The organism is Kitasatospora sp. NEAU-69, from assembly GCF_057158765.1.
In genome coordinates this window covers 213,443-239,739 of record NZ_JBWXUE010000008.1, presented here as the reverse complement: position 1 = coordinate 239,739, position 26,297 = coordinate 213,443, and the positions used below count along the sequence as shown (strand labels likewise).

27 protein-coding genes are annotated in these 26,297 nt (G+C 73.3%); 10 read left to right on the top strand and 17 right to left on the bottom strand.

Annotated features, from left to right (window positions below; all coding sequences use genetic code 11):
- Nucleotide 1: 1 nt before the first annotated feature.
- The 3 genes from AC060L_RS12315 (at nt 2) to AC060L_RS12305 (ending at nt 4,021) form a co-directional block, all read left to right on the top strand.
- Entirely contained in the window at nt 2-1,345 is a 1,344-nt protein-coding gene (locus AC060L_RS12315) for a wax ester/triacylglycerol synthase domain-containing protein (RefSeq protein WP_483798704.1), read from the top strand.
- A 128-nt stretch (nt 1,346-1,473) separates the two neighbouring features.
- A complete protein-coding gene (locus AC060L_RS12310) occupies nt 1,474-1,644 on the top strand; it encodes a hypothetical protein (RefSeq protein ID WP_483798703.1) in 171 nt (56 codons plus the stop codon).
- Between the two features lie 253 nt (nt 1,645-1,897).
- Nucleotides 1,898-4,021 (top strand): MMPL family transporter, encoded by a 2,124-nt coding sequence (locus tag AC060L_RS12305; RefSeq protein ID WP_483798702.1) that lies wholly within the window; start codon nt 1,898-1,900, stop codon nt 4,019-4,021.
- 32 nt (nt 4,022-4,053) lie between these two features.
- On the opposite strand, the gene AC060L_RS12300 is transcribed toward AC060L_RS12305, so the two are convergent.
- Nucleotides 4,054-4,320, bottom strand: coding sequence for a DUF2087 domain-containing protein (locus tag AC060L_RS12300; protein WP_483798701.1), 267 nt, complete (start codon nt 4,318-4,320; stop codon nt 4,054-4,056).
- A gap of 268 nt (nt 4,321-4,588) precedes the next feature.
- Here AC060L_RS12300 and AC060L_RS12295 point away from each other — a divergent pair, with 268 nt between their 5' ends.
- Nucleotides 4,589-4,924 (top strand): DoxX family protein, encoded by a 336-nt coding sequence (locus AC060L_RS12295; RefSeq protein WP_483798727.1) that lies wholly within the window; start codon nt 4,589-4,591, stop codon nt 4,922-4,924.
- Nucleotides 4,925-5,060: 136 nt separating this feature from the next.
- The gene (locus AC060L_RS12290; RefSeq protein WP_483798700.1) at nt 5,061-5,762 is read left to right on the top strand and encodes a hypothetical protein; all 702 of its coding nucleotides are present in this window, start codon (nt 5,061-5,063) and stop codon (nt 5,760-5,762) included.
- Between the two features lie 39 nt (nt 5,763-5,801).
- Here AC060L_RS12290 and AC060L_RS12285 read toward each other — a convergent pair whose 3' ends face one another.
- On the bottom strand, nt 5,802-6,788 hold the full coding sequence (locus AC060L_RS12285) for a LysR family transcriptional regulator (protein WP_483798699.1): 987 nt from the start codon (nt 6,786-6,788) through the stop codon (nt 5,802-5,804).
- A gap of 140 nt (nt 6,789-6,928) precedes the next feature.
- Between AC060L_RS12285 and AC060L_RS12280 the strand changes: the two genes are divergently transcribed.
- From AC060L_RS12280 to AC060L_RS12270, 3 genes are all read left to right on the top strand, one after another.
- A complete protein-coding gene (locus AC060L_RS12280; protein WP_483798698.1) occupies nt 6,929-7,213 on the top strand; it encodes a hypothetical protein in 285 nt (94 codons plus the stop codon).
- A 279-nt stretch (nt 7,214-7,492) separates the two neighbouring features.
- Nucleotides 7,493-8,698, top strand: coding sequence for a chitinase (locus AC060L_RS12275; protein WP_483798697.1), 1,206 nt, complete (start codon nt 7,493-7,495; stop codon nt 8,696-8,698).
- A 139-nt stretch (nt 8,699-8,837) separates the two neighbouring features.
- Complete coding sequence (locus AC060L_RS12270) at nt 8,838-10,748, top strand: N-acetylmuramoyl-L-alanine amidase (protein WP_483798696.1); 1,911 nt, start codon at nt 8,838-8,840, stop codon at nt 10,746-10,748.
- Nucleotides 10,749-10,784: 36 nt separating this feature from the next.
- Here AC060L_RS12270 and AC060L_RS12265 read toward each other — a convergent pair whose 3' ends face one another.
- Nucleotides 10,785-11,564, bottom strand: coding sequence for a serine hydrolase (locus tag AC060L_RS12265; protein WP_483798695.1), 780 nt, complete (start codon nt 11,562-11,564; stop codon nt 10,785-10,787).
- A 56-nt stretch (nt 11,565-11,620) separates the two neighbouring features.
- The gene (locus AC060L_RS12260; RefSeq protein WP_483798694.1) at nt 11,621-12,244 is read right to left on the bottom strand and encodes a TetR/AcrR family transcriptional regulator; all 624 of its coding nucleotides are present in this window, start codon (nt 12,242-12,244) and stop codon (nt 11,621-11,623) included.
- A 203-nt stretch (nt 12,245-12,447) separates the two neighbouring features.
- On the opposite strand from AC060L_RS12260, the gene AC060L_RS12255 reads away from it, so the two are divergent.
- Nucleotides 12,448-13,188 (top strand): class II aldolase/adducin family protein, encoded by a 741-nt coding sequence (locus tag AC060L_RS12255; protein WP_483798726.1) that lies wholly within the window; start codon nt 12,448-12,450, stop codon nt 13,186-13,188.
- Nucleotides 13,189-13,208: 20 nt separating this feature from the next.
- Nucleotides 13,209-14,228: a 2-dehydropantoate 2-reductase gene (locus tag AC060L_RS12250; protein WP_483798693.1), complete on the top strand. Its 1,020-nt coding sequence runs from the start codon at nt 13,209-13,211 to the stop codon at nt 14,226-14,228.
- 84 nt (nt 14,229-14,312) lie between these two features.
- On the opposite strand, the gene hypE is transcribed toward AC060L_RS12250, so the two are convergent.
- The 13 genes from hypE to AC060L_RS12185 all read right to left on the bottom strand — a co-directional run bounded on the left by hypE (nt 14,313) and on the right by AC060L_RS12185 (nt 26,188).
- Nucleotides 14,313-15,395 (bottom strand): hydrogenase expression/formation protein HypE, encoded by a 1,083-nt coding sequence (gene hypE / locus AC060L_RS12245; RefSeq protein ID WP_483798692.1) that lies wholly within the window; start codon nt 15,393-15,395, stop codon nt 14,313-14,315.
- Nucleotides 15,388-16,545: a hydrogenase formation protein HypD gene (gene hypD, locus AC060L_RS12240; RefSeq protein WP_483798691.1), complete on the bottom strand. Its 1,158-nt coding sequence runs from the start codon at nt 16,543-16,545 to the stop codon at nt 15,388-15,390. The genes hypE and hypD overlap by 8 nt, the downstream gene beginning before the upstream one ends.
- Nucleotides 16,542-16,865, bottom strand: a complete 324-nt coding sequence (locus tag AC060L_RS12235) for a HypC/HybG/HupF family hydrogenase formation chaperone (protein ID WP_483798690.1) — start codon at nt 16,863-16,865, stop codon at nt 16,542-16,544. The genes hypD and AC060L_RS12235 overlap by 4 nt, the downstream gene beginning before the upstream one ends.
- 12 nt (nt 16,866-16,877) lie before the next feature.
- Entirely contained in the window at nt 16,878-19,262 is a 2,385-nt protein-coding gene (gene hypF, locus AC060L_RS12230; RefSeq protein ID WP_483798689.1) for a carbamoyltransferase HypF, read from the bottom strand.
- Entirely contained in the window at nt 19,259-20,017 is a 759-nt protein-coding gene (hypB, locus tag AC060L_RS12225; RefSeq protein WP_483798688.1) for a hydrogenase nickel incorporation protein HypB, read from the bottom strand. The genes hypF and hypB overlap by 4 nt, the downstream gene beginning before the upstream one ends.
- Nucleotides 20,018-20,021: 4 nt before the next feature.
- The gene (hypA, locus tag AC060L_RS12220) at nt 20,022-20,402 is read right to left on the bottom strand and encodes a hydrogenase maturation nickel metallochaperone HypA (RefSeq protein ID WP_483798687.1); all 381 of its coding nucleotides are present in this window, start codon (nt 20,400-20,402) and stop codon (nt 20,022-20,024) included.
- Nucleotides 20,403-20,551: 149 nt separating this feature from the next.
- On the bottom strand, nt 20,552-20,656 hold the full coding sequence (locus tag AC060L_RS12215) for a DUF6893 family small protein (RefSeq protein ID WP_483798686.1): 105 nt from the start codon (nt 20,654-20,656) through the stop codon (nt 20,552-20,554).
- On the bottom strand, nt 20,650-21,270 hold the full coding sequence (locus AC060L_RS12210; RefSeq protein ID WP_483798685.1) for a hydrogenase maturation protease: 621 nt from the start codon (nt 21,268-21,270) through the stop codon (nt 20,650-20,652). The genes AC060L_RS12215 and AC060L_RS12210 overlap by 7 nt, the downstream gene beginning before the upstream one ends.
- Nucleotides 21,267-22,652, bottom strand: a complete 1,386-nt coding sequence (locus tag AC060L_RS12205) for a hypothetical protein (protein ID WP_483798684.1) — start codon at nt 22,650-22,652, stop codon at nt 21,267-21,269. The genes AC060L_RS12210 and AC060L_RS12205 overlap by 4 nt, the downstream gene beginning before the upstream one ends.
- A complete protein-coding gene (locus AC060L_RS12200; RefSeq protein ID WP_483798683.1) occupies nt 22,649-23,296 on the bottom strand; it encodes a DUF6084 family protein in 648 nt (215 codons plus the stop codon). The genes AC060L_RS12205 and AC060L_RS12200 overlap by 4 nt, the downstream gene beginning before the upstream one ends.
- Nucleotides 23,293-23,940: a DUF5947 family protein gene (locus AC060L_RS12195; protein ID WP_483798682.1), complete on the bottom strand. Its 648-nt coding sequence runs from the start codon at nt 23,938-23,940 to the stop codon at nt 23,293-23,295. Before AC060L_RS12195 ends, AC060L_RS12200 begins: the two co-directional genes overlap by 4 nt.
- Complete coding sequence (locus tag AC060L_RS12190; protein ID WP_483798681.1) at nt 23,937-24,407, bottom strand: hypothetical protein; 471 nt, start codon at nt 24,405-24,407, stop codon at nt 23,937-23,939. The genes AC060L_RS12195 and AC060L_RS12190 overlap by 4 nt, the downstream gene beginning before the upstream one ends.
- On the bottom strand, nt 24,404-26,188 hold the full coding sequence (locus tag AC060L_RS12185) for a nickel-dependent hydrogenase large subunit (protein ID WP_483798680.1): 1,785 nt from the start codon (nt 26,186-26,188) through the stop codon (nt 24,404-24,406). Before AC060L_RS12185 ends, AC060L_RS12190 begins: the two co-directional genes overlap by 4 nt.
- Between the last annotated feature and the right edge of the window lie 109 nt (nt 26,189-26,297).

Here is a 26,297-nt window from a genome sequence, read left to right as displayed (position 1 = left end):
CATGCCCAGCCACCCGGCCGGCACCGAGTCCTCGGGCTCACCCGGCGCGATCACCAGCGCGGCGGACGCGCTGCCCGACCCACGTCCCGAAACACCGCCTACGGTGCCGGCCCCGCGTCCGCTCTGCGTCCAGGACCGCCTGGTGCTCAAGCTCGTCGAGCTCGGCACGGATCCGGCCATGCACCTGGGACTGGCCCTGCTGCTGGACGGCGAGCCGCCGACAGCGGCCGAGCTGGCCGAGGAGCTGGCCCCCCGGCTCGCCGCCGCCCCCGAACTCACCTGCCGGCTCGGCGGATCACGCCGGCGACCGCGCTGGGAGCCAGACCCGGCGTTCGACCTGAGCGCCCACCTGCACGAGCACCCCGGCCCGGCCGGCTCCACCACACCAGCCACCACGGCCGACCTGCTGGCCGAGCTGATCGAAGAGCCGCTGGACCGCACCCGGCCGCTCTGGGGCCTGTGGATCGCCCGCCGGCCCGGCGGCGGCCACCTGCTCTGCTACCGGGCCCACCACGTGTTCCAGGACGGCCTGGCCGCCGTCGAGACGGTCCAGCGACTCTTCGGACCGGCCGCGCGCCTCCCGCGCCAGGTGAGCCGTGAGCAGCACCCACCGGCCCGCTGGCAGGCCGACCTGCTGCGGGAACTACTGCCGCCGATGCGCCGCGGCGCGCACTGGTCCGCCCTGGACACCCCGCCGAGCGGTCGGCGCGCCGTGCACACCGCCTGCGCGGAGCTCGGCCGCCTGCACGCGATCTCCCGGGCCACCGGCGCGAACACGCACCAGATCGCGCTCGCCGTCCTCACCGGCGCGCTGCGGGCCTGGCACCCCGCGGACTGGGCCGCCCCCGGTCCCGGGCTGCGGGCCACCCTGGCCGTCAGCGTCCGCCCGCCCGACCACCCGCACCGGCTGCTCGGCAACAGCAGCGGCGTCGCCGGCGTCGCGCTGCCCTGCGCCGAGCCGTCACCACTGGACCGGCTGCGGATCCTCCGCGAGCAGGTCACCTTCGCCCGGTTCGCCGCGCTCGGCCGCCGGCACCAGGTGCTCTACCAGCGGCTGCCGTACTGGTGCGGCGCGCTGAGCCTGAGCCGCAGCATCGACCCGCGCTACACCCCGCTCACCCTCGCCGACGTCCGGCTGCGCCACCCGCTGACAGTCGCCGGCCGACCGGTCGCCGAGCTGTATCCGCTGCCGGTGTCGGTGCCGGGCCAGCCGCTCTTCGTCGCCTGGTCGGCCGACCGGCACCGGCTCTACGTCACCTTCCTGGCCGACGCCGCACTCCCGGGGGCCGACTCACTCCCCGCGCTGTGGCACGACGCCCTGGCCGAGCTGGAGCGCAGCGGATAGGGCCCGCCGCACACCGGCCACGCGTACCGTCCGCCGGGTCGAGAATGAAGGAGGGGCGGCCCGTCCACCCGCCGGGCCCGCCCCCGGAAGCCGCAGCGTCGCCAACCGCAGAACCGCAGGTGAGAGCGATGACCATCCCGTTCCCCTCCGACCCGGACGTGGCCCCGCCACGCCCCTTCCCGCCCGAGCCGCTGCCACCGGAGCCGATGCCGCCCGACCCAACGCCGCAGCCCCCGCGCCCGCCCGTCCCGGGTCCGGACCCGACCGACCCGGAGCCGCCCGAAGCCCGGCACCGCTGACCCCAAGCTGACCCACCGCGCCTGCCCGTCCCCCCGACGGCCGCCGCCGGGGAGCCCGCTCGCGCACTCCCGCCCCAGGGCCTCTCTTATGGCTCTTGCCGGGCGCGCGACGCCGGGCATCCCGCCTGGACGCACCGGCGAATCATCCAAGTACGACCCAGTACGAGGACGATCCGCCGGCACGCCCAGCCGGGCGCCCAACGCCGCGCGCCGATCCGGCAAGACCCATAAGAGAGGCCCTAGCGTGTGAGCGATGACCACCGATGTCGCTCTCCACGGATCCCTCGGTCGGCTGGGCCGGTTCTGCTACCGGCGGCGCCGGCTGGTGGTCGTGCTCTGGGGGATCGGCCTCGTCCTCGTGATGGCCGTCGGGTTCGGCTTCTCCGCGCCCGCCGACAACATGTTCACCGGCGGGAGCTCGGAGTCCGCCCAGGCCCAGAACCTGATCAAGGAGCACTTCCCGGAGCGCAAGGGCAGCCTGCTCACGCTGGCGATCGAGGCACCGGCCGGGATCGCCGACCCCGCGGTGCACGCCCGGGTGGACGCACTGATCGCGCAGCTGGCGAGCGCCCCGCACATCACCTCGGTGCACTCGCCGTACAGCACGCCGGGCCAGATCTCCCAGGACGGCACGATCGCGTTCGCGCCGATCCAGTCGGACACCAATCCGCTGCCGACCGCCGAGGTCAAGCACCTGATCGACGAGACCAAGGCGGCGAGCGGCAACGGCGTGACCTTCGCGCTCGGCGGCGCCGACGTGGTCACCGCGGAGACGCCCTACGGCGGCAAGTCGGACGCGATCGGCGCGCTCGCCGCGATGCTGGTGATCCTGATCGCGTTCGGCTCGCTGCTCGCGATGGGCCTGACCATGCTGGCGGCGCTGTTCGGCATCGGCAGCGGCCTGGCGCTGACCTTCCTGCTCGGCTACGTCTTCCCAGCGCCCTCGTTCAGCCCGATCGTGGCGACGCTGCTCGGCCTGGGCGTCGGCATCGACTACGCGCTCTTCATCGTCACCCGCTACCGCGAGGGCCTCGCCGACGGCGCGGACCCCGAGCAGGCGGTGATCATCTCGATCTCCCGGGCCGGCCGGGCGGTGCTCTTCGCCGGCGCGACCGTGGTGATCGCGATGCTCGGCCTCTTCGTCGTCCAGCAGAAGCTGCTCAACGCGACGGCCGTCGCCGCCTCGGTGACGGTGCTGATGACGATGATCGCCTCGATCACGCTGCTGCCCGCGCTGCTCGGCTTCGCCGGGCACGGGATCGACCGGTTCAGGCTCCCCTACCTCGGCCGGACCGGCTCGCGCAGCCCGCTGGCCGAGCGGTGGGCCCGGGTGATCCAGCGGCGCCCGGTGACCGGGCTGGTCGTGGGGGCCACCGTGATGATCGTGCTGGCCATCCCGGCCTTCTCGATGCGGCTGAGCTTCGAGGACAACAGCACCGAGCCGCACGACACCAGCGGCTACGCCGCACACCAGATCCTGACCAAGGGCTTCGGCGCGGGCTACGACGCGCCGTTCGTCATCGTCACCGAGCTGCCGCCGGGCGGCGCGGCCCACCTCGACCAGCTGATCAGCGCGGTCGAGCACACGCCCGGGGTCGCGCAGGTGACGCCGGCACAGATCAGTACGGACGGCGAGGCCGCACTCTTCATCGCCTACCCGACGACCGCGCACCTGGATCCCGCGACGCCGCAGCTGCTGGACCGGCTGCGCGGCGAGGTGATCCCGGCCGCCGTGGCCGGCACCGGCCTGGTCGTGCACGTCGGCGGCCCGACGGCCGGCGACACCGACTTCGCGAACGAGGTCAGCGCGCGGCTGCCGTATCTGATCGCGACCGTGATCGGTCTGGCCCTGGTGCTGCTGCTCTTCCTGGTCCGCTCGGTCGCGATCGCGCTGAAGGCGGCGGTGATGACGCTGCTCTCGGTCGGCGCCGCGTTCGGCGTGCTGGTCGCGATCGTGCAGTGGGGCTGGCTCGGCTCGCTGCTCGGGTTTCCGACCACGGCGCCGATCACGGCATGGGTGCCGCTGTTCATCTTCCCGATCCTGTTCGGGCTCTCCACCGACTACGAGGTCTTCCTGGTCTCGCGGATCCGCGAGGAGTACGACGGCGGCCTGGACACCCGGGAGGCGGTGGCGCGCGGCCTGGGCCGGACCGCGCGGGTGATCACCACGGCGGCCGCGATCATGGTGACGGTCTTCCTCTCGGTGCTCGCCACGCCCGACATCGCGGTCAAGGAGTTCGGCCTGGGCCTGGCGGTCGCGGTCTTCCTGGACGCGACGCTGGTCCGGATGGTCCTGGTCCCGGCGATCATGGAGCTGCTCGGCAAGGTCAACTGGTGGCTGCCGCGCTGGCTGGACCGGCTGCTGCCCCGGGTCTGACCGACGCGGTCCCGCCTCCCACCTCGCGCCGGTCAGGCCGGGCGGTGGTAGCTGCGGCCGTCCCGGGTGCGGGAGAGCCGGCCGCTCTCCACCAGGTAGCGGCGCAGCGCCGACCAGTCGTCGTACACCGTGCCGATCGCCTCGTTGACCTCCGGCTCGGTGTAGCTGCGCTCGGGCTCGAAGAGCGTCGCGGCGAGGTGGTCGAGCAGCTGCGCGCGGCGGGCCTCCTTGCGCGGGATCGTGGTCAGCCGCCCGTCCGAGAAGAATGCGGACAGTTGACGGTCGGCGGGCTCCGACATGAGCGGGCTCCTTCACTCGGTCGACGGACGGTGGCGTGCGGTCCGAGGCTGGCAGAGCACGCGGGGGCTCGGCACCTGGTTTTTCTCCCGCTGCCGATCGCCGCCGGGAGCCGCCACCGACGGCCGCCCGCTCAGCCTTCCGCCGGGCGAGCCGCGAACGCTACTCTCCGGTAATGAACCTCCGCCGATCCGGCGGAGCCGGAGGCCGGGAGTTGCCGTGCTGGGATCGAAGCGTTCCGCGAAAGCGCTGAGCGGACTGCTGCTCGGGATGGGTGTCGCACACTTCGCGGTGCCCCGCCAGTTCGACGCGATCGTGCCCCGGTCGCTGCCGGGCAGCCCGCGCAGCTGGACGTACGCGAGCGGGGTCGCCGAACTCGCGGTCGGCGCGGCCGTCGCGATGCCGCGCACCCGCCGGGTCGGCGCACTGGCCGCCGCCGGACTCTTCGCCGCGGTCTTCCCCGCCAACGTCAAGATGGCGTACGACTGGCGCCACCGCCCGGCACCGCAGCGGGCCGTCGCGCTCGGGCGGCTGCCGCTCCAGGCGCCGCTGATCCTCTGGGCCCTGCGGATCGGCCGCACCGAGGCGGGCCGGCACCAGGGCTAGGACCTGTCCGGGCGTCGTTAGCCCTGCTGTCACCGGCCTTCAGCTCTGCTGAGCACCCGATGGCACGGCCGAGGTCCACAGTGGAGCCCGGCAGGCGTCGAGGTCGCCTGCCGGACGCTCCCAAGGAGGCTGGCCCATGTCCGCGCCCATGTCCGTGCCCGTGCCGAACCGTTTCGCCGCCTGCGCGGCCGCGCTCGCCGCCACCGTGGTCCTCGGCGGCTGCGCATCCGGCTCCTCCGCAAGCAGCGGTGGCGCACCGGCCGCGGCCTCGGTGGCGGCCCCGGCACCGGCCGCGGCCGCCCCCCGTTGGGTGATGGCACTGCCCGACAGCGTCGCCGGGCACCCGCGGATCCAGCCGAGCGCGGCCCAGCTGAAGAAGATCACCGACACCTGGGCACAGACCTCGGCGCAGGTCGGCGCGACCGGAGACGTGGTGGTCGGGGTCTACGACGATCCCTCGGAGGACGCCTGGCTGATCGTCACCGGCGTCAACGGCAAGGGCTTCACCCCCTCGAACGTGACCCGGCTGTCGACGGCACCGACCGCGACCAACGACGGCCAGGGCGATGCGATCACGCACAACTTCAAGCAGGTCGCCCCCGGCCCGAACGGCGGCGCCGACACCTGCGACGAGGACTTCCAGGCCGGCCGGTCGCTGCTGGGCACCATAGCGGCGGAGAACACCTCGTGCTTCTGGATGACGCCCACCACGTTCGGCGGTATCACCTTCTACAACAAGCAGGACAACAAGATCGACGCGCACTCGGCCGACATCACCGCGGACGTCGCCGGCCCGATCATGCTCGCCGTCCGCGCCGCCGCCGAACACCAGCGCTGAGCAGCGTCACAAGCGATCGCCGACCGCTCCGGACAGGCCCTAAGCCCGAGGAGCCGTCAGGCCCGGCCTGAGCAGGTACGGCTCCCGCTCCAGCACGCCCAGCCCGGCCACCGCCAGCGAGGCCTCCCGGGTCGCCTCCGTCACGGCGGCCAGCACCGCCTCCACCGCAGGTGACGGCCCGTCGGCCGCGGTGCGGTAGTAGCCGCGCAGCTGCATGTACCCCGGCACCGGCAACGCGGTGACCGTCAGCCCCCACTCGCCGCGCATCACCGACGCCGTGCCCGCCGACAGCACCGCCGCGCCCAGCCCGCCGCGCAACAGCGTCTGGGTCGCCGCCCGGGAGGTCGCCAGGTGGCGCCGGGCGGGCGTCAGAGCGTGGGTGGCGGCGAGCCGTTCGAAGACCTGCCCGGCCGCCGATCCGGGCGCGCCGACGATCCACGGCGCCCGGTCGAGCTCGGCGAACGAGGCCGGGCACGGCCAGTTCGGCGGCACCACGACCCGGTACTCGTCCTGCAGCCGGATCTGGTAGAGCACACCGGCCGGGGTCTGCGGCGGCGCCTGGTCGTAGCAGGTGACGAGCGCGAGATCGACGTCCCCGTTGCGCAGGCTGTCCAGTGACGGATTGTCGGCCTTCTCCTCGTGCAGGACCGGTTCCAGCAGCGGGTGGCGCTCGGCCAGCAGCCCCAGCGCGTGGCAGACCACCGGCAGGTAGGACGGGATCGCGCCGATCGTCACCGGTCCGGCCACCGGCGCGCCGATCAGGGCGAGATCGCGCTCGGCGCGGTCCAGCTCCTCGGCGATCCGCCGTCCGCGCGCGGCCAGCGCCCGCCCGGCGGCGGTCAGCTCGGAGCGGGCCCCACTGCGGTCCAGCAGCGGGACGCGGGCCTCCTGCTCCAGCCGGGCGAGCGCCTGCGAGACGGCGGACGGCGTGACGCCCAGCCGCCGCGCGGCCGCGCTGATCCCGCCGAAATCCGCGACGGCGTGCAGCACGAGCAGCCGCTTCGGGTCGAGGTCCATGCCGCTCATCAGACCGGTTCCCGGCCCGCCGGCGCAAACCCCGACCATGGACGTCCTCGACCGGGGGCGCCGGGCCCAAGCGAGTGAACCCGGTGCCCCCGGGCCGGGTCGGCCGTTTCGCCGCCCGGTCGATCGGGCACCCGCCGGACATGAACGAGCACATCACGGTCGAGGCACTCGGCGACCACGAGTACCTCGTCCGCCTCAGCGAGTACGGCCGGTCCTGCCAGACCCGGTTCCGGGCCGACCCCGGGGTGCTGGACTCCCTCGGCGTCGGACCGGACAGCGAACGCCGGGCCGTCGAGCAGATCGCCGACTTCCTGATCGAGCATCAGGACGCCTGGGACCTACCGCCGTGGCTCGACCTCGACGACGTCGTCGCGAGCTACCGGGACTTCCCCGCCGAGCTGCACCGCCGCCTCAGCGCGGCCTGAGGCCCGGCGGGCCACGGCGAACCACCGCCGGCCGCGGGTGGCCGGCAGCGTTCTGCTGCGCCGGACGGGCGAAGGCGTCCCCCACTCGCCGCAGTTCGGGCGGCGGCCACGCCGGCGCCCTCGTTAGGGTGCTGGAGAAGCTCAGCGTTTTGCATACAAGCACACGATCCCTCGGCCGAGGGAGCACCGGCGACCGACGGAGCATCAGTTCCGCTCAGCAGCAGAGCGCCAGCGAGCCAGCCGACCGGCACCCCGTCCGGTCCGAGCACAAGGACACGGATGCGCAGCGCTCCCCGCCTGACCTCAGCCCTGGCCCCGCTCATGACCGCCGGCCTGCTGCTCGCGGGCGCCGGGCCCGCCGCGGCCATCGCCGCCCCCGGCCCGGGCTTCCCGACCCGGTACACCGCGCCGTACCTGGAGGCCTGGCGGTCCGGCACCTCGCTGACCGAGGCTCAGAGGAGCACCGGGCTCAAGTACTTCACGCTCGCCTTCGTGATCAGCGACGGCGGCTGCAACGGTTCGTTCAACGGAACCGTCTCGGTCGAGGACGAGGGCTGGCAGTCGGCCGTGAACAAGCTGCGGGCGAGCGGCGGCGATGTGATCGCCTCGTTCGGCGGCGGGCTGGGCACCGAACTCGCGCTGGTCTGCGACACGCCCACCGCGCTCAAGGCCGCCTACCGCCGGGTGATCGACTCGCTCAACCTGACCCGGGTCGACTTCGACATCGAGGGCGACACGCTCGACGACGCCGACTCCGTCGAGCGGCGCAACCAGGTGATCGCCGACCTCCAGCACGAGTACGCGGCCGCGGGCCGGCGGCTCGCCGTGCACTTCACGCTCCCGGTCAATCCCGACGGCCTGTCACCGAGCGCGCTGCACCTGCTGACCGACGCGAAGCGCCGGGGCCTGGACGTCTCCGTGGTGAACATCATGACCATGGACTACGGCCCGGACTTCGACATGGGCCGGATCGCCACCATGGCCGCCCGTGAGCTGCACGAGCAGATGGCCCGGATCTGGCCGGAGAAGAGCGACCGGGAGCTCTGGGGGATACAGGGGAACACCCCGATGATCGGCGTCAACGACGTCACCAACGAGGTCTTCTCCACCCGGGACGCCGAGGCACTGGCGAACTTCGCCAACGCCAAGGGGATCCAGCTGCTCGCGTTCTGGTCGCTCGGGCGGGACAAGGCGTGCTCGTCCGACGGCGTCCTCTCCGACACGTGCAGCGGCACCGCGCAGCGGCTGCACGAGTTCGCCACCGTGCTCAACCGGCCGGAGCTGCGGCCCGTCCCCGACCTGCGCTCGCCGCGCTGCACCACGTGGCTGAGCCGCAACTGCACCGGGCAGCCGGCCGGCGGGACGGTACTCGACTGGCAGACCTCGCTGCGCCCGCAGACCGTGCAGCCGGACCCGGAAGTGCAGCGCGGCCGGTGCGAGGGCCGCTGGTCCTGGCCGATGGCGGGGTGCCGGCCCGGCGGCTGACGCCGGACGGCCCGAGGGCCAAGCGCCAGGCATACAGCCATACAAGCGACCGTCCGAGCGGTTGAACCGGACGTCCGGACGCACCGGTTCCCCGCGTGGCCCGGCCGTTCGCGTCCCGGACGCCGGTAGAACGGTGCCTGTGCTACGAGTCCCGACCGCGCTCCTCGCCCTGTCCCTCGCCTGCGCCGCCGGCCTCGCCGCCCCGGCGCACGCCTCGCCCGCCGCGCCCACGCCGTCGCCGTCCGCCCCGGGCCCCGGCGGCGGAACGGCGCTCCAGCAGCAGTTCGCCGCGGCCGCCGCCGAGTTCGGCGTGCCACAGAGCGTGCTGCTGGCGCTCGGCTACCAGGAGACCCGGTGGGAGTCCCACCAGGGCCGGCCGAGCACCACGGGCAACTACGGCGTCCTCGGCCTGACCGACGCTGACCTGCCCGGGGCCCCCGGCGCCCCCGCCACCCACACCCTCGCCGCGGCGGCGAAGCTGATCCACCGTCAACCGGACGAGCTGCGCACGGACAGCGCGCAGAACCTGCGCGGCGGCGCCGCGCTGCTCGCGCAGTACCAGCGGACGACCGGATCGGCGCCCGCCACCGACCCCGCCCTGTGGTACGGCGCGGTGGCCCGGTTCGGCCAGGCCGGCGCGACCGACCGGGGTGCCGAGGCGGCCGGCCAGGTCTTCGCCGACCGGGTGTTCCGCACGATCCGGGCGGGCGCGGCCCGCACCACTCCCGAGGGCCAGCGGGTGGTGCTGCCCGCCGATCCCGGGCTGCGGGTGGCCGCGCGGGCCCGGACGGCCGCACCGGAGAACGCCGAGTGCCCGGCCGAGCTGGGCTGCGACGTCTCACCCGCCGCGTACGCGCTGACCGACCCGAAGGATCCGACCTCGTTCGGCAACTACAGCCGCGCCAACCGCCCGCAGGACGGTCAGCAGATCCGCTACCTGGTGATCCACGACACCGAGGGCGGCTACCAGGGCTCGATCGACGCGTTCCAGGACCCCCACAACCAGGCCAGCGCGCACTACCTGGTCCGGTCCCACGACGGCCACGTCACGCAGCTGGTGCCCACCCGCGACGTCGCCTGGCACGCCGGGAACAAGACGATCAACATGCACAGCATCGGCATCGAGCACGAGGGCTTCGCGCTCCCGAAGGACCGGCCGACCTGGTACTCCGAGCAGCTCTACCAGTCCTCCGCGACGCTGGTGCGCTACCTCGCCGGCCGCTTCGGCGTCCCGCTCGACCGCCAGCACATCATCGGCCACGACGACGTGCCCGGTCCGACCCAGGCCGCCGTCTCCGACATGCACTGGGACCCGGGCACCTTCTGGGACTGGAGCCACTACCTGGAGCTGCTCGGCGCACCGATCGGCGGGGGCGTCGACCGGCCGCCGCTGGCCGGTGAGACGGTCACCATCGCGCCGCCGTTCGACACCACGAACGAGCCCCCCGTGGACGGCGTGTCGGCCCGCCCGGAGAACTTCGTCTACCTGCGCACCCGCCCGTCCGCCGACGCCCCGCTGATCAACGGCGGCGGCACCGCGGCCGACGACTGGAGCGACAAGGCGGTCACCGGCGCGCGGTACGTGGTGGCCGACCGGCAGGGCGACTGGACGGCGATCTGGTACGGCGGTCAGCAGTGCTGGTTCTTCGATCCGACCGGCCGCAACGCGCGCACCGACGACCGGCCGAGCACTCTGCTCACGCCGCGCGCCGGCCTCGCGTCGATCCCGGTGTACGGCCGGGCCTTCCCGGAGGCCGCCGCGTACGCCCGCTACCCCGCGATCGACCCGCCCGCCGTGGTCGCGCTGAAGGCGACCATCCCGGCCGGGCAGGCGTACCTCGCGGCCGAGGAGACGGCGAAGCCCGCCGACTTCTACTACGACCAGAACATCAACGGCGACGCGCCCGACGACCGGACGCTGGTGGTCGGTCAGGAGACCTACTACCCGATCCGGTACAACCACCGGCTGGCCTTCCTGAAGGCCGCCGACGTCCAGCCGCTCACCGCGGAGGGTGCCCGGGTCATGGCCGCGCACGGCTGGCGGCACTGACGGCGCTGACGGCCCGTCGGGCTCCCGCTCGGCGGGCTACGCCGAACGGGAGCCTCTCCGGGCGAGCGCGTGGCGCCGGGCCCAGACGCCGGCCGACACCCGGGCCAGCAGCCCGGCGGCCGGATCACGCTCCCGCTCATCCGCTCCGGAGGCCAGCGGACCGGTGTAGCAGACCGCCAGCACGTACGGCGCCGCGTCGTCGGGGTACACCACACCGGCGCTGTGCCGGACGCCCGGGATCCAGCCGTTCTTGAACGCGATCCTGGTCCCCGGCGGCAGCCCCGCCGCCAGGTCCACCCGCCAGCTGTTCGCCTCCAGCAGCGCGAGCACCTCCGGCTCCAGCGACCGCAGCAAGCGCACCAGGTCGTGTGCGGTGACCCGGTTGCCGACGCCCGCGGCGCGGGCCGCGAGGTCCTCGATACCGCGCGGGCTGGAGCTGTGGGTCGCCCCGGCCCGCCGCCAGACCTCGGCCACCGCCGGCTGCCCGACGGCGGCCAGGCACAGGTTGGTCGCCAGGTTCGACGAGTGCGTGATCATCCGCTCCGCGAGCCAGCGCAGGTCGGCCGTACCACCGCCGAGCAGCAGCCATGGCTCGGGATCACTGTCCCACTCACGCTCGTTGCCGAAGCTCCCGCCGACGGCCGAGGTGAAGCTGTTGACCACCGGAACCCGCGCGTCCAGGTCCAGCGCGCTGCGGTACAGCGCCGCGAGCACCGCCACCTTCATCGTGCTGGCGGCCTCGTGCGTCACGTCCGCGTGCCGCAGCAGCACGGGCGCACCGTCCAGCGGCGCGGCGACGACGGAGAGCACGGACATGGTTCCTCCAGCTGCCACCTGACGGTACGTCACCCATCGTCACTCTAGCTGAGCCATCAGTGACCGTCGGTCTCCCGGGGAACCGTCAGCGCGCCCAGCAGCGGCGCCAGGAACCGGCGTTCGAGCTGCCCGGGCGGCAGCTGCTCCGGCTCGACGTAGCTCTGCGCCAGGCCGCCCTCGCGGATCGCGATCAGCAGCCGGGCGAGCTCGTCGGGGTCCACGGTGAGCGTGCGACCGGCCCGGGCGAGGTGTTCGTCGAGCCCCCGGGCCAACTCGGTGCGCAGCCGGGCGTCGTGCTGGGCGAGCACCCACGCGGCCTGCGGGTCGCGGATCGCGTGCAGCGTGAACTCGGTGGTCACCAGGTACCAGTCGCGCTCGTCCGGTTCGATCCGGGCGAGCACGTCGACCAGGCCCGGCAGTGTGAGGTCCTCGGCGGCGATGGAGTCGACCAGTTCGGTCATCCGGCTGACGATCCGCTCGCTGTGCGCGTCGAAGAGGGCCAGGAAGAGCTCCTCCTTGCTGCTGAAGTTCGAGTAGAACGCACCGCGGGTGTAGCCGGCCCGCTCGCAGATCTGCTCGATCGTCGCCGCCCGGAAGCCCTGCTCGGCGAAGGTCTCCAGCGCCGCCGCGAGCAGCGCCGCGCGGGTGCGGGGGCGGCGTTTGGTCTCGCCTCTGGGCATTGCTACCAGCCTTTCGCGGATCTGTCGGGTCCATCCCGTCCAACGGATGCATTGGCGTATCGGATACATCATTGTATCTTCTGGGCATGAGCTCACCGCTGCCTGACTCATCGCCCCTCGCCCCCTCCGGTCCGGTACCCGACCCGCTCTCCGCCGCGATCGCGGCCGCCGCCGGGCCGCTCCCGGCCGGGGTCACGCTGCCGATGCCGCCGAGCTTCGACTCGGTGGAGGCCGAGCGCCAGTACCGCAAGGAGCAACTCGCCGCCGGCTTCCGCCTGTTCGGGAAGTTCGGGTTCTCCGAAGGGGTCGCCGGGCACATCACCGTGCGCGACCCGGAGCATCCCGATCGCTTCTGGGTCAACCCGTTCGGCATGAGCTTTTCTCTGATCAAGGCCTCCGATCTGATCCTGGTCGACCACGAGGGCACCGTGCTGCACGGCAACCGGGCGGTGAACCGGGCCGCGTTCGTGATTCACTCCCAGGTGCACGCCGCCCGGCCCGACGCGATCGCCGCCGCGCACTCGCACTCGCTCTACGGGAAGGCGTTCTCCGCGCTCGGCATCCCACTGGACCCGATCACCCAGGACGCCTGCGCCTTCTTCGAGGACCACGGGCTCTACCAGGACTACCGCGGGGTGGTGAACGAGGCCGAGGAGGGCAAGCGGATCGCCACCGCGCTCGGCACCTGCAAGGCGGTGATCCTGCAGAACCACGGGCTGCTCACCGTCGGCCGGTCGGTGGCCGAGGCGGTCTGGTGGTTCATCACCATGGAGCGGTCCTGTCAGGCCCAGCTGCTCGCGATGGCCGCCGGGACGCCGAAGCTGATCGACCGTGAGACGGCACTGATCACCCGCGGGCAGCTCGGCAGCTCGCTGGCCGGCTGGTTCCAGGCCCGCCCGCTCTGGGACCAGATCACCGCCTCCGACCCCGACCTGTTCGACTAGCCCACCAAAGGACCCAGCACGTGAGCAAGGACCTGCGGATCGCCGTCCTCGGCGCCGGCAGCATCGGCTGCCACCTCGGCGGCATGCTCGCCGGCACGGCGGACGTCACGCTGATCGGCCGCCCCGCCGCGATGGCCGCGATCGAACGCGACGGGCTGACGCTGACCGGCCCGGGCGGCGCCCGCCGCGAGGTGCGCACGCTGCGCCTGGCCACCGACGCCGCCGCGGCCGCCGGGGCGGACTACGTGCTGGTGACGGTGAAGTCCGCCGACACCCGCGCCGCCGCCCGCGAGCTCGCCGCGCACCTCGCGCCCGGCGCGGTGCTGGTCAGCTTCCAGAACGGCCTGCACAATCCGCAGCAGCTGCGCGAGGAACTGACCGGCCACCGGGTGCTGGCCGGCATGGTCCCGTACAACGTGGTGCGCAGCGGGCCCGCCGGCTTCCACCAGGGCAGCGGCGGGCGGCTGATGCTTCAGGACGCGCCGCCGGCCGGGCCGCTCGCGGCGGCCGCCCGGGCCGCCGGGCTCGACCTGGCGCTGCGCACGGACATGCCCGCCGTCCAGGCCGCGAAGCTGCTGATGAACCTCAACAACGCGGTGAACGCGCTCTCCGGCCTGCCGCTGCGCGACCAGCTCGGCGCTCGCCCGTACCGCAGCTGCCTGGCCCGCTGCCAGCGGGAGGCGCTCACCGCGTTCGCCGCGGCCGGCATCACGCCCGCCAAGCTGGGCCCGGTCCCGCCGAGTTGGACGCCCCGGGTGCTCGGGCTGCCGGACGCGCTCTTCCAGCGGCTGGCCGGAGCCAGCCTGCGGATCGACGCGCAGGCCCGTTCCTCGATGTGGGAGGACCTGCAGCGCGGCCGCCCGACCGAGATCGACTCGCTGCAGGGCGAGGTGCTCGCGCTGGCCGAGCGGCACGGCCTGGCGGCCCCGGCCAACGCCCGGCTGATCGCACTGGTCCGGGAGGCCGAGGCGGCCGGTCCGGGCGCGGCCCGCCAGTGGACCGGCCCGGACCTGCTCGCGGCGCTGGAGCACGCCGGCTAGCCGGCTGCGGCAGCCCGGTCCGCAGCCCGTCCGCAGCCCGTCCTCCGAGCGTCAACAGCTCGTCAGCAGCTCGTCCGCGGATCCTCAGCAGATCCGCGGCAGCTGCTCGCCGAGCGGCAGATCGACCACGCGGGTGCCGCCGAAGGCCGTCCGCGCGACCACCATGCCCGGGTGGTCGGCCACGCACTCACCGATCACCGCCGCCCGGGCCCCGAGCGGATGCGCCCGCATCGCGGCGAGCACGGCCTCCGCGTGCTCGCGCGGCACGAAGGCGACCAGCTTGCCCTCGTTCGCCACGTACATCGGGTCCAGCCCGAGGATCGCGCAGGCGTTGGCCACCTCGGCCGGCACCGGGACGGCCCGCTCCTGGATCACCACGCCGAGGCCGGCCGCCTCGGCGATCTCGTTCAGCGCGGCCGCGAGTCCGCCACGGGTCGGGTCGCGCAGCACGTGCAGGTCGGGGGTGACGGCCAGCATCGCGTCCACCAGGCCGCCGAGCGCGGCGCAGTCGCTCACCACCTGGACGCCGAACTCCAGCCCTTCCCGGACGCTCATGATCGCCACGCCGTGCAGCCCGATCTCACCGCTGACGATCACCACGTCTCCCGGCACCGCCCGCTGGGGCCGGATGTCCACGCCGGCCGGGATCAGCCCGATGCCGGCGGTGTTGAGGTAGACGCCGTCGCCGTGCCCGGCCTCGACCACCTTGGTGTCGCCGGTGACCACCTCGACGCCCGCCGCCCGCGCGGCGGCTCCCATGGCCTGCGCGACCCGCCCGACCACGGACATCTCGACGCCCTCCTCCAGGATCACGCCGCAGGAGAGGTACGCCGCGCGGGCGCCGCTCATCGCCAGGTCGTTGACCGTCCCGTTGACCGCGAGGTCACCGATGCTGCCGCCCGGGAAGAAGAGCGGGCGCACCACGAACGAGTCGGTGGAGAACGCGAGTCGGGCGCCGCCCAGGGTGAGCGCGGCGGAGTCGGCCAGCGAGCTGCCGCCGAAGGCCGGGGCGAACAGGTTCGCGACCAGCTCGGCCGACATCGCCCCGCCCCCGCCGTGCCCCATCACCACCCGCGGGTGGTCGCGCAGCGGCAACGGGCAGCTCCAGCCGGAGAAGTCGACGGTGCTGAGCGTCTCGGGCGGCGTCTGCGGCAAGGTCTCAGGCAACGGGAGCCACCTCCAGCGCGGTCGGCGCCTGCGCGGCCGCGGGCGTCGCCGCGGTGCCCGGCGTCCCCAGCCGGCGGTAGAGGTAGTACGCGGCGCAGGCGCCCTCGCTGGAGACCATGGTGGCGCCGAGCGGGTTGCGCGGCGTGCAGGTGGTGCCGAAGGCCTCGCACTCGTTCGGCTTCAGCAGGCCCTGCAACACCTCGCCGCTGCGACACAGGCCCGACTCGCAGGTGGTGATCCCGGAGACGTCGAACCGGTGCTCGGCGTCGTGCTCGCGGTAGCGCTCGGAGAGCCGCCAGCCGCTCTGCGGGATCACCCCGATGCCGCGCCAGGCGCGGTCGGTGACCTCGAAGACGTCCTCCAACATGGCCCGCGCGGCAGGGTTCCCCTCAGGTCGCACGGCCCGCTGGTACGCGTTGTCCACGGTGTGCTCGCCGCGTTCCAGCTGCCGGACCGTGCGGCGGATCCCCTCCAGGATGTCGAGCGGTTCGAAACCGGTCACCACGATCGGCACCCGGTGCCGGGCCGCCAGCTCCGGGTACTCCTCGGTGCCCATCACGCTGCAGACGTGCCCGGCGGCCAGGAAGCCCTGGACCCGGCAGTCCGGCGAGGTCATGATCGCCTCGATCGCGGGCGGCACCCGGACGTGCGAGACCAGCATGCTGAAGTTGCGGATCCCGAGCTTCCTGGCCTGGTACACCGTCATGGCGTTCGGCGGCGCGGTGGTCTCGAAGCCGATGCCGAAGAAGACCACCTCGCGGTCCGGGTTCTGCCGCGCGATCCGCAGCGCGTCCAGCGGCGAGTAGACGACCCGCACGTCGCCACCCTCACCGCGCACCCGGAACAGGTCGCGCTCGCTGCCGGGCACCCGCAGCATGTCGCCGAACGAGCAGAAGATCACCTCGGGGCGGGCGGCGATCGCCAGCGCCCGGTCGATCACCTCCAGCGGGGTGACACAGACCGGACACCCCGGGCCGTGGATCAACTCGACCTCATCCGGCAGGAGTTGGTCGATGCCATGGCGGATGATCGAGTGCGTCTGACCGCCGCAGACCTCCATCAGCGCCCACGGCCGGGTCACCGTGGCCCTGATGTCGTCGATCAGCCCGCGCGCCAGCTCGGGGTTCTGGAACTCCTCCAGGTACTTCACTGCCCTGCCTCCTCGACCATGCCGTGAACCGCCGACGCCGCCGGTGTCGCCTGCGCCCCCTGCGCCGCCTCCCAGGGGTCGCCGAACTCCTCCTGCAACAGGCCGAGTTCGGCGAAGAGGTCGAGCGTGCGGCGAGCCGACTCCTCATCCAGGCGCTGCAACGCGAAACCGACGTGCACGATCGCGTACTCGCCGATCCCCAGGTCGGGCAGGTACTCCAGGCAGACGTCCTTGACCACACCGCCGAAGTCCATGACGGCCATCCTGGTACCGTCGCGTTCCGAGATCTCCATCACTCTGCCGGGCACCGCCAGGCACATGGCCTTCTCCTCTCAGCCGGCGGCTCGCGCCGCCACCATCAGCTGGCCGAGCGCCAGCCCTCCGTCATTGGGCGGCACCCGGTGGTGCCGCAGGACCGTGAAGCCGTCCGCCCGCAGCCCGCTCGCACAGGCCGAGGAGAGCAGCGCGTTCGCGAAGACCCCGCCGGTGAGCGCGACCACTGCCACCCCGTGCCGCTCCCGGGCCGCCCCGCAGAGCTCCCGCACCAGCCGGGCGACGGCCGCGTGGAACCGGGCCGCGATCAGTCCGGCCGGGGCACCGGCGCGCAGGTCGGCCAGCACGGCGGCCAGCAGCGGCGCCGGGTCAGCGGTCATCGGGGCAGCGGCCATCGGGGCTGCCGTCACCGGGGCAACAGCATCGCCGTCACTGCCGGTCGACCACCCGCCCCGGAGTGCGAACGCGTAGCCCTCCGCCGGACCGTGCGCGACGGCCGCCGCCTCCAACTCGACCGCCGCCTGCGCCTCGTAGCCCACCCGGTGGCAGACGCCCGCCAGCGAGGCCACCGCATCGAACAGCCGGCCCATGCTGGAGGTCGGCGCGCAGTTCAGCGAGCGCTCCAACTGCACGGCCAGCAGTGGGAGTTCCTCCGGCGGGCAGGCCCGGACACAGGGCAGGTCCGCGCTCCAGCCGATCCCGGCCGCATGCAGCCAGGCCAGCGCCATCCGGTACGGGCGGCGCACGGCCGCGTCGCCGCCCGGCAGTTGGGCGTAGCGCAGGTGGGCGAGGCGCTGGAAGCCGTCGTAGTCGGCCAGCAGCAGCTCGCCGCCCCAGACCGCACCGTCCGCGCCGTAGCCGGTGCCGTCGAAGGCGACGCCGAGCACCGGCGCACTGCCGTCCAGGCCGTGCTCGGCCATCGCGGCCGCGACGTGCGCGTGGTGGTGCTGCACGCGCAGCACCGGGCGCCCGCGCGCGGCGGCCTCGGCGCGGTGGCCGGAGCGGTAGCCGGGGTGGCGGTCGGCGACCAGCAGTTCGGGGGTCACGCCGGTGACCGCGCCGAGGTGCTCGACGGCGTGGTCGAAGGCGCGCAGCGTGGCCAGGTCGTCCATGTCTCCGATGTGGCCGGAGAGGAAGGCGTGGCCGCCCTGGGCGAGTGCGAAGGTGTTCTTCAGGTCCCCGCCGACCGCGAGCACCGGCCGGACCGGCACCGGCAGCGCGATCGGGCGCGGCGCCCAGCCGCGCGAACGGCGCACCGGCAGCACCTCGCCGTCCACCACCCGCACGACCGAGTCGTCGCACGGCACGTGGATCGGGCGGTCGTGCGTCAACCAGCCGTCGACCAGCGGCGCGAGCCGCTCCAGCGCCTGCGCGTCGTCGGTGACGATCGGCTCGCCGGACAGGTTGGCGCTGGTCAGCACGAGGAGTTGCGGCCCGGGCGGGTCGCCCGGCAGGCCGAGCAGCAGGTGGTGCAGCGGCGCGTACGGCAGCATGACGCCCAGGTCCGGGCTGCGCGGCGCGACGGCCTCGGCGAGCTCACCCGCGCCGGGGCGACGGCGCAGCAGCACGATCGGACGCTCCGCTCCGGCGAGCAGCCCGGTCTCCACGGCGTCCGGCCGGACCAGCGGTTCGAGCTCGGCGAGCGAACGGGCGAGCAGGGCGAACGGCTTGTCCCCCCGGTTCTTGCGCCGCCGCAGCAGCTCGACCGCGGCCGTGTTCGCGGCATCGCAGGCCAGGTGGTAGCCGCCGATGCCCTTGACCGCGAGGATCGCGCCATCGGCGAGCAACTGCCGTGCCCTCGGGAGGACTTCGTCGTCATACTGCGGCGAGCCGCCCAGCCGGAGGAGCGCGAGCCGCGGCCCGCAGGCATGGCAGGAGATCGGCTGGGCGTGGAACCTGCGGTCGGTGGGGTCCGCGTACTCGCGGGCGCAGTCCGGACACATCGGGAAGCCGGCCATCGTGGTCCCGGCCCGGTCGTAGGGCAGCCCGGTGACGATCGTGAAGCGTGGGCCGCAGTTGGTGCAGGTGATGAACGGGTGCCGGTAGCGGCGGTCGGCCGGGTCGGCGAGCTCCGCCAGGCAGTCCGCGCAGGTGGCGGTGTCCGGCGGGATGAGCGTGCGGACCGGGCCGGTGGCGCGGGACGGCACGATCGCGAAGCCGGCGCCGCCGGTGGCCGCGAGCGGCTCGTGCCGCACCGCGGTCACCTCGGCCAGCGGCGGGGCCTCCGCCCCGACCCGGCGGCAGAACGCCTCGACCGCGTCCGGTGCCCCCTCGACCTCGGCGAGCACCCCCTCACCGGTGTTGGTCACCTGCCCGCTGAGCCCCAGGCCGGTGGCGAGCGTGAAGACGAACGGCCTGAAGCCGACGCCCTGCACGATCCCAGCGACGAAGACCCGCCGCCGCTCGCACGGCAGAACGGCCGGGGCGACCTGGCCGATCGTCAAGAACGCTCCAACAGTTGTTCATGATTCGCGTGGCTGTGCCCGTGCCCGTCGCCGTGGCCATGGCCGACCGGCTGCGCCATCACCGGCCGGTGCACCGCCGCGCCCGCCAGCACCGCGAGCGCGTGGTCGAGCAGCACGCCGACGCCCTCACCGCTACGGGCCGAGGTGAAGACCACCTCCACACCGGGGTTGACCCGCGCGACGCTGTCCAGGAACGCGTCCCGGTCGAAGCCGACGGCCTGCGCGATGTCGTTCTTGGTCACCACGACCAGGTTGGCCAGACCGAACGCGGTCGGGTACTTGAGCGGCTTGTCCTCGCCCTCGGTCACCGAGGCGAGCGCGACCCGCAGCGATTCGCCGAGGTCGTAGGAGGCCGGGCAGACCAGGTTGCCGACGTTCTCCACGAAGAGCAACCGGGTGTCCGCGGGCAGCCAGCCGGTCAGGTGCCCGCGCAGCATCACCGCCTCCAGGTGGCAGAGCCCGTCGGTGAGCACCTGCTTCACCGGCACGCCCGAACGGGCCAGCCGGGTCGCGTCGTTCTCGGTCGCGAGGTCTGCGGTCAGGGCCGCGACCGGCACGCCGCGTTCACGGGCCAGCGCGAGTTCGAGCTCCAGCAGCGCCGTCTTCCCGCTGCCGGGGCTGGAGAGCAGATTGACCGCGACCGCGCCGCGCGCCGCCAGCTCCGCGCGCAACTCCCGTGCGCTGTCGTCGTTCCTGGCCAGTACCGCCTGTTGCAGGTCATGTGTGCGACACATCTGATCAGCCTTCCCGGTCGGCCCGGGCGAGGGCCGGGCCGTCGGCCCACCGCACGTCCAGGATCTGCATTTCACGCCCGGCCAGCAGTTCGGACCGGCCCCCCGCGCACTCCGGGCAGCGCAGCTCGGGCGGCATGCCGACGGCCCATTCGGCCGCGCAGTCCGCACACCGGGCGCGGCCCGGCACGGCCGTCACGGTCAGCTCGGACCCGGCCAGCACCGTTCCGGTGCAGGCGAGTTCGTAGCAGAAGTGGAGTGCGTCGGGCACCACCCCGGCCAGCTCGCCGAGTTGGACGGACACCGCCTCGACCACCGGCCACCCGTGCTCCGCGGCCGCCTGCTCCACCTGTTCGACGACGGCCACCGCGATCGACATCTCGTGCATCGGGCCCTCTCCCCTGGCGCTCGGACGCGCCCGCTGCTCGGCAGCTCAGCACGTGGTGGACAGCGGGCACCATTAAAGGGCGCGGCGGCGGCAACGGCTCGAAGCCGCGCCGCCACCGCGCCCTGGCTACGCCTTTCGAGTGCCTCGGATCACATCCGCATGATCCGCAGGTACCGCTTGAGATCGGGCAGGTTCTGCCAGACCAGCACGCCGACGGCGGCCCACAGGGCCCCGCAGACCAGGGTTTTCACCATGTTGACGCCTTTCTCTCTGATCTCTCTGCTCTCTCGACTGCCTCGGCCGGCTCCACGACGGGCTGCGACGCGATGTCCGGCTCCGCCAGCAGGCGCAGGACCAGCGCGACCGCCTGGTCCACGGCGGCGGCGACCGGCGGACTCAGCCCGATGCCCTCCTCCAGCGACTGCGGTTCGCAGCCGACCACCAGCACCCGCTCCGGTGCCTGCCCGCCGGTCCCCGCGCTGAGCGTGGCCAGCAGCGCCAGCACCGCGTCCGGGCCCATCCGGTGCCCGTCCAGCAGCGCCGCCTCGGCCGACTCGACGGCTGCGACCGCTTCACCGGCGCCGCCGGAGGCCTCGATCAGGTAGACCGTCCCCGGCACGCCGCCGCGCGCGGTCGCGTCCACCAGCACCAGCGTCGAGTAGCCCTCCAGCAGTTGGTACGCCAGGTGGACCCCGCGCACGCCGAAGTCGGCCACCTCGACGCCCGCCGGCAGTGGGCGCCCGGTCAGCCGGCGGATCGTCTCGACGCCGAAGCCGTCGTCGCCGAGGAAGAGGTTGCCGACCCCGGCGACCAGCACCCGCCGGGTCCGGTCGCCCTGCTCCTGACGCTGCTCCTGACGCTCCGTCACGGTTCCTCCAGCGGCGCGACCTCGTCCGGCTGGAAGTACCGGAACCGGCCCTGGGCCCGCCACAGGTCGGCTCCCGGGTCGCCCTCGACGGTGACGGCCAGGTGCACCGAGCCGTCCACGTCGTGCAGCACGGCCTCCACCAGCGCGGTGCGCCCGTGCAGGAACAGGTCCTGCGCGTCGGTGCGGCGCCGCCCGGGCTTGAGCTGCACCCGGCTGCCGGCGCCGACCGAGTGGCCGTCCACCAGCACCCGGTCCGTATCGGGATCGACGTCCCGGTCGGCGCCCGGATCCCACCAGGGCTGCTCGGCCTCCGTGGTCGGCGCCGTGACCTCGCGCAGTGCCCGGACCGCGCCGTGCAGCCGCTCCAGCACCTCGGGCGGCATCGAGTCGGCGAGGTCGATCACCGCGCCGGCCCGCTCGTCGGTGCCGCGCGCCTCGCGCTTCTCCCGGTCGGTGAGGGCCGCCGTGCGCAGCGCCAGGATCTCGTCGATCTCGGTCGCGTCGTAGAGCGCGCCCGGGCTCTCGGGGGCCACCTGCGGATGGTCCTCCAGGATGATCGGTGAGGAGAGCACCACATCGGCCCGGTCCGGCTCGCCGACCAGCACCGGCCAGGTGTGCTCGCTGCGGCACTCGGCCCTGACCGCGGATCGCGCCCACTCCGGCGGGTCGGTGACCGAGAGGAAGGAGCCGCGGTCGAGGCCGAGCAGCAGGTGCGCCGAGACCAGCGAACGCGGCAGCGCGGCAGCCCGCCCGTCGCCGTCGGCCGGCAGCCACTCGGCGGTGTTCTCCACCACCGCGGTCAACTGCTGGACGCCGTACGGTCCGGGCACGTCGCGCGTGGTCAACCGCAGGACGCCGTCCAGCTGTTCGCGCCGGCGCAGCAGTCGGCCGACCAGGGCGCCGCCCTCGAGCAGCTGCTCGACCTCCTCGCAGGCCGGCAGCCGGAACGGGTGACTGACGCCGGATCCGCACAACTCATCGACTGGAAGCAGCAGTTCGACCCGCTCCTCGACGCCCTCGTCCCACGGAACCAGCACCCGGTCGGCCAGCTCCAGCTCGGCCACAGTCTCGAACCCGCCGCCTGCGGCCGCGCGTTGGACGGTGCGGCGCTGCGCTCGCAGGAACCGCAGCTGCACCGCGAGCCGGCTGCCCTGCCGGGGCTCCAGCAGGATCTCGGTGCGCTGGAACGCGTGCTCGCCGCTGTCCTGCCCGTATCCGGGTGGGACCAGCACCCCGAACTGCCAGCGCAGCCGGTTCTTCGCCGCCGAGGCCCGGTACGGGTAGAGCACGTAGCCCTCGAAGAGCACCGCGTCCGCGATCTGCCGGGCCACCGCGAAGCGGTTCTCCAGCTCGGCGGGCAGGTCGCCGGGAAAGACGGTCATAGCACGCTCTCCTCTAGCTCGGCCGCGTCCAGCAGTTCGCGCATGGTGGCCTCCCAGGACGGCAGCGCCCGCCGCGAACGGTAGGCGAGCAGCGCGTCCATCAGGTCGCCCGGCAGCCGCAGCCAGCCGCAGCCGGGGAAGTGCTGTTCGATCATCTCCTGCCAGACCGGGACCGGGAGCCGCACGGTGGCCTCCTGATCCCAGGCGACCGGTGTCACCTGGAAGCCGCCGGGCCCGGTGAAGGCCGTGCCGGAGAAGAGCATCAGCAGCGGCACCTCACCCTCGTCCAGCGCGCGCAGATAGCGGCCGGCGGCGACCTCCAGGTCGTAACTGCACGGCACCGGCAGGTCCACCTCGGTCTCGCCGGTGAACCCGGGCACCATCACCGAGAGTTGGGCGAACTGGATCGGGTGCAGCGTATTGCCCCAGCGCGAGCGCTCGCCGAACAGGTCGGTGAGCCGAGCGCCCTCGGCCTCGCCGTACTGGCGGCGGGCCGGCTCGATCCGCAGCTGGCAGCGCAGCGCGAGCGCGTGCACCCGGGTCTGGGCGTCGGCGGCGGTGATCCGCAGCCGGAAGACCAGGGTGGGGCCCGCCGCGTAGGGATCGGAGCGCACGCCCGTGCAGGCGAAGGAGAACCCGGTCACGGCAGCACCTCCGCCCGGGGCGCGCGGGCCCGTGCGGCCAACCGCCCGAAGAAGGCCTCGAGTTCGGCGTGCGCCTCGGCGCCGCCGTCGAAGCCGTGCCAGCACAGCCGCAGCCGGCCGACCAGCTCGTAGCAGAGGTCGACCGGCACCAGGTAGCAGTCGATCCGCTCCTCCGTGCGGCGCAACAGCAGCGCCTCGACGTCGGGCTCCATCAGCTCGGCCAGCCGGCTGCCGGCCAGCACCGCCTGCCAGGCCGACTCGTCGACCTCGCTCTCGGTGGCGCCGGCCGGGCTCGGGTAGAGCACCACCAGGCGGTCGAGGGCGGTGTCGCGCAGCAGGTAGGCGGTGGAGACCGGGATCCGCAGTGCGTGCCAGTCGGCCGGCGCCAGGGTGTGCTCGGGATCGGCGAGGTAGCGGCCGGGCAGGCCCCGGTAGCGGCCACCGGCCGCGCCGGGCTGCTGGAAGAGCAGCGCGCAGCCCTGGCAGGTGCAGACCAGGGCGCGCTCGTCGCGGTCCACCAGGTGGCGGTGCTCGCCCGCCAGTTGCGCGTCGCAGAACTCGCAGCGCTCGGGGCGCGGCGGGGCCGGCTCGCGCAGCCGGCGCAGCAGCGCGGTGCCGGGTCGCGCGAACCGGTGGATAGTCATCGGACCTCCGCCGTCGGCCGCAGGCCGATCTGCAACAGCGCGGGCTGCCGGGCCAGTTCGACGGCTGTCACCTCGGGGGCGAAGCAGGCCAGCGCCTGCTCGATGAGCTCCTCGTCGCGCGCGCCGCCGCAGCCGCAGCCACCGCCCGCGTCGTCGCCGGTCTGACGCAGGGTCAGCGCACCGGCGTCGGCGTCGAACTTCTGGACGGCCCAGCCGGGCGCGGCGGCGAGCGCACGCCCGATCCGGGCCTGCACGTCCTCGGGGTGCAGGTTGTGCAGGACCAGCATGCCGGCGACCAGCTCGTCGCCGAGCGCCTCGCCGGGCAGCAGCGGCACGATCCGGGCCAGGCCCTCGCCGTAGAAGTCCATCAGCGTGCGGACCAGCTCCTCGGCGGCCTCGCCCTGCCCGGCCTTCTCGAGCGTGTCGAGCACCTGCTGGACCCGCAGGCCCAGTTCCTCCGCCGTCATGCGGTGAGCCCGCTCAGGCCGGTGGGCACGTGCATGGTCTGCACGGTCTTGCCGTTGCCGACGTACATGTGCACGCCGCACGGCAGACAGGGGTCGAAGCTGCGCACGGCGCGCATGATGTCGATGCCCTTGAAGTTCTCCGGGGAGTTCTCCTCGAAGATCGGCGTGTTCTGCACCGCGTCCTCGTACGGACCCGGCGTGCCGAAGCTGTCGCGCACGCTGGCGTTCCACGGGGTCGGCGGGTACGGGTGGTAGTTGGCGATCTTGCCGTCCCGGATCACCATGTGGTGGGAGAGCACGCCGCGCACCGCCTCGGTGAAGCCGCAGCCGATGCTCTCGTCCGGAACCTCGAACTTCTCCCAGGTCTGGGTCTTGCCCGCCCGCACCTCACTGAGCGCCTTCTCGGCGAAGTGCAGTGCCGCAGCCGCCGCGTAGGCCTGGAAGTAGGTGCGGGCCCGGTTGCGCTCGATCGCGTTGCTCCACTGCGGGATCTTCCACTCGAACGTGGTCTCCGGCTTGGTCATCGACTTCGGCAGGTTGATCACCACGCTGTGCCCGGTGGCCTTGATGTAGCCGATGTCGACCAGGCCGGAGAGCGCGGTGGACCAGAGCCGGGCGATCGGGCCGCCGCCGGTGTCCAGCGCCAGGTAGTCCTTGCCGTCGAACCAGCGCGGCGACATCACCCAGCTGTACTTGTCGTCGAAGTTGCGCTTCTGCGGGGCCGGGATGGTGTGCTGGTTCCACGGGTGCCGCGGGTCGACCGGGTTGCCGAGCGGGTCGTGCGTGACGAACTGCTCCTGGCCCTCCCAGTCCTGGTAGTAGGAGCTGCCGAGCAGGATCCGGATGCCCAGGTTGATCTCGGTGAGGTCGTTGGTGACCAGCTTGCCGTCCACCACGATGCCCGGGGTGACGTACATCCGCCGTCCCCAGTCGGTCATGTTGCGGTAGGTGAAGTCGCAGTGGTCGGGGTCGTTGAGCGCGCCCCAGCAGCCGAGCATGATGCGCCGGCGGCCGACCTCCTCGTAACCCGGCAGTGCCTGGTAGAAGAAGTCGAAGAGGTCGTCGTGCAGCGGCACGACCTTCTTCATGAACTCCACGTAGCGCATCAGGCGGGTCAGGTAGTCGGTGAAGAGCTGCACGGTCGCGACCGTGCCGACGCCGCCCGGGTAGAGCGTGGAGGGGTGCACGTGGCGGCCCTCCATCAGGCAGAACATCTCCCGGGTGTAGCGGCTGACCTGGAGCGCCTCGCGGTAGAACTCGCCCTCGATCGGGTTGAGCGAGCGCATGATGTCGGCGATGGTCTTGTAGCCGTGGTCGCCCGCGTGCGGCGCCTCGGTGCGCTCGGCGAGCTCCAGCACGCCGGGGTTGGTCTCGCGGACCATCTTCTCGCAGTAGTCGACCCCTACCAGGTTCTCCTGGAAGATGTTGTGGTCGAACATGTACTCGGCCGCCTCGCCGAGGTTGATGATCCATTCGCCCAGGTGCGGCGGCTTCACGCCGTACGCCATGTTCTGGGCGTAGACCGAGCAGGTGGCGTGGTTGTCGCCGCAGATGCCGCAGATCCGGCTCGTGATGAAGTGCGCGTCGCGCGGGTCCTTGCCGCGCATGAAGACGCTGTAGCCGCGGAAGACCGAGGAGGTGCTGTAGCACTCCGCGACCTTCTTCTGCTTGAAGTCGATCTTCGTGTGGATGCCGAGGCTGCCCACGATCCGGGTGATCGGATCCCAGGACATCTCCACCAGGCCGCTGCCGTCGCCGGCCGTCCTCGTCGTCGGTGCCATCGTCTCTTGTCATGCCCTTCTGCGAGCGTGGAAGCGTGCGAGCTTGGGCCGGCGCCACCGGCGAGCGGCCCTTGGTCAGCGACGGCGGGCCGCACGCGCGGGGCGTGCG

Bases quoted from the DNA above. Each gene is read 5' to 3' on its own strand.
- AC060L_RS12315 (WP_483798704.1), top strand. From the start codon at position 2: ATGCCCAGCCACCCGGCCGGCACCGAGTCCTCGGGCTCACCCGGCGCG.
- AC060L_RS12310 (WP_483798703.1), top strand. From the start codon at position 1,474: ATGACCATCCCGTTCCCCTCCGACCCGGACGTGGCCCCGCCACGCCCC.
- AC060L_RS12305 (WP_483798702.1), top strand. From the start codon at position 1,898: ATGACCACCGATGTCGCTCTCCACGGATCCCTCGGTCGGCTGGGCCGG.
- AC060L_RS12300 (WP_483798701.1), bottom strand. From the start codon at position 4,320: ATGTCGGAGCCCGCCGACCGTCAACTGTCCGCATTCTTCTCGGACGGG.
- AC060L_RS12295 (WP_483798727.1), top strand. From the start codon at position 4,589: ATGGGTGTCGCACACTTCGCGGTGCCCCGCCAGTTCGACGCGATCGTG.
- AC060L_RS12290 (WP_483798700.1), top strand. From the start codon at position 5,061: ATGTCCGCGCCCATGTCCGTGCCCGTGCCGAACCGTTTCGCCGCCTGC.
- AC060L_RS12285 (WP_483798699.1), bottom strand. From the start codon at position 6,788: ATGAGCGGCATGGACCTCGACCCGAAGCGGCTGCTCGTGCTGCACGCC.
- AC060L_RS12280 (WP_483798698.1), top strand. From the start codon at position 6,929: ATGAACGAGCACATCACGGTCGAGGCACTCGGCGACCACGAGTACCTC.
- AC060L_RS12275 (WP_483798697.1), top strand. From the start codon at position 7,493: ATGCGCAGCGCTCCCCGCCTGACCTCAGCCCTGGCCCCGCTCATGACC.
- AC060L_RS12265 (WP_483798695.1), bottom strand. From the start codon at position 11,564: ATGTCCGTGCTCTCCGTCGTCGCCGCGCCGCTGGACGGTGCGCCCGTG.
- AC060L_RS12260 (WP_483798694.1), bottom strand. From the start codon at position 12,244: ATGCCCAGAGGCGAGACCAAACGCCGCCCCCGCACCCGCGCGGCGCTG.
- AC060L_RS12255 (WP_483798726.1), top strand. From the start codon at position 12,448: ATGCCGCCGAGCTTCGACTCGGTGGAGGCCGAGCGCCAGTACCGCAAG.
- AC060L_RS12235 (WP_483798690.1), bottom strand. From the start codon at position 16,865: ATGTGCCTGGCGGTGCCCGGCAGAGTGATGGAGATCTCGGAACGCGAC.
- hypB (WP_483798688.1), bottom strand. From the start codon at position 20,017: ATGTGTCGCACACATGACCTGCAACAGGCGGTACTGGCCAGGAACGAC.
- hypA (WP_483798687.1), bottom strand. From the start codon at position 20,402: ATGCACGAGATGTCGATCGCGGTGGCCGTCGTCGAACAGGTGGAGCAG.
- AC060L_RS12215 (WP_483798686.1), bottom strand. From the start codon at position 20,656: ATGGTGAAAACCCTGGTCTGCGGGGCCCTGTGGGCCGCCGTCGGCGTG.
- AC060L_RS12205 (WP_483798684.1), bottom strand. From the start codon at position 22,652: ATGACCGTCTTTCCCGGCGACCTGCCCGCCGAGCTGGAGAACCGCTTC.
- AC060L_RS12195 (WP_483798682.1), bottom strand. From the start codon at position 23,940: ATGACTATCCACCGGTTCGCGCGACCCGGCACCGCGCTGCTGCGCCGG.
- AC060L_RS12190 (WP_483798681.1), bottom strand. From the start codon at position 24,407: ATGACGGCGGAGGAACTGGGCCTGCGGGTCCAGCAGGTGCTCGACACG.
- AC060L_RS12185 (WP_483798680.1), bottom strand. From the start codon at position 26,188: ATGGCACCGACGACGAGGACGGCCGGCGACGGCAGCGGCCTGGTGGAG.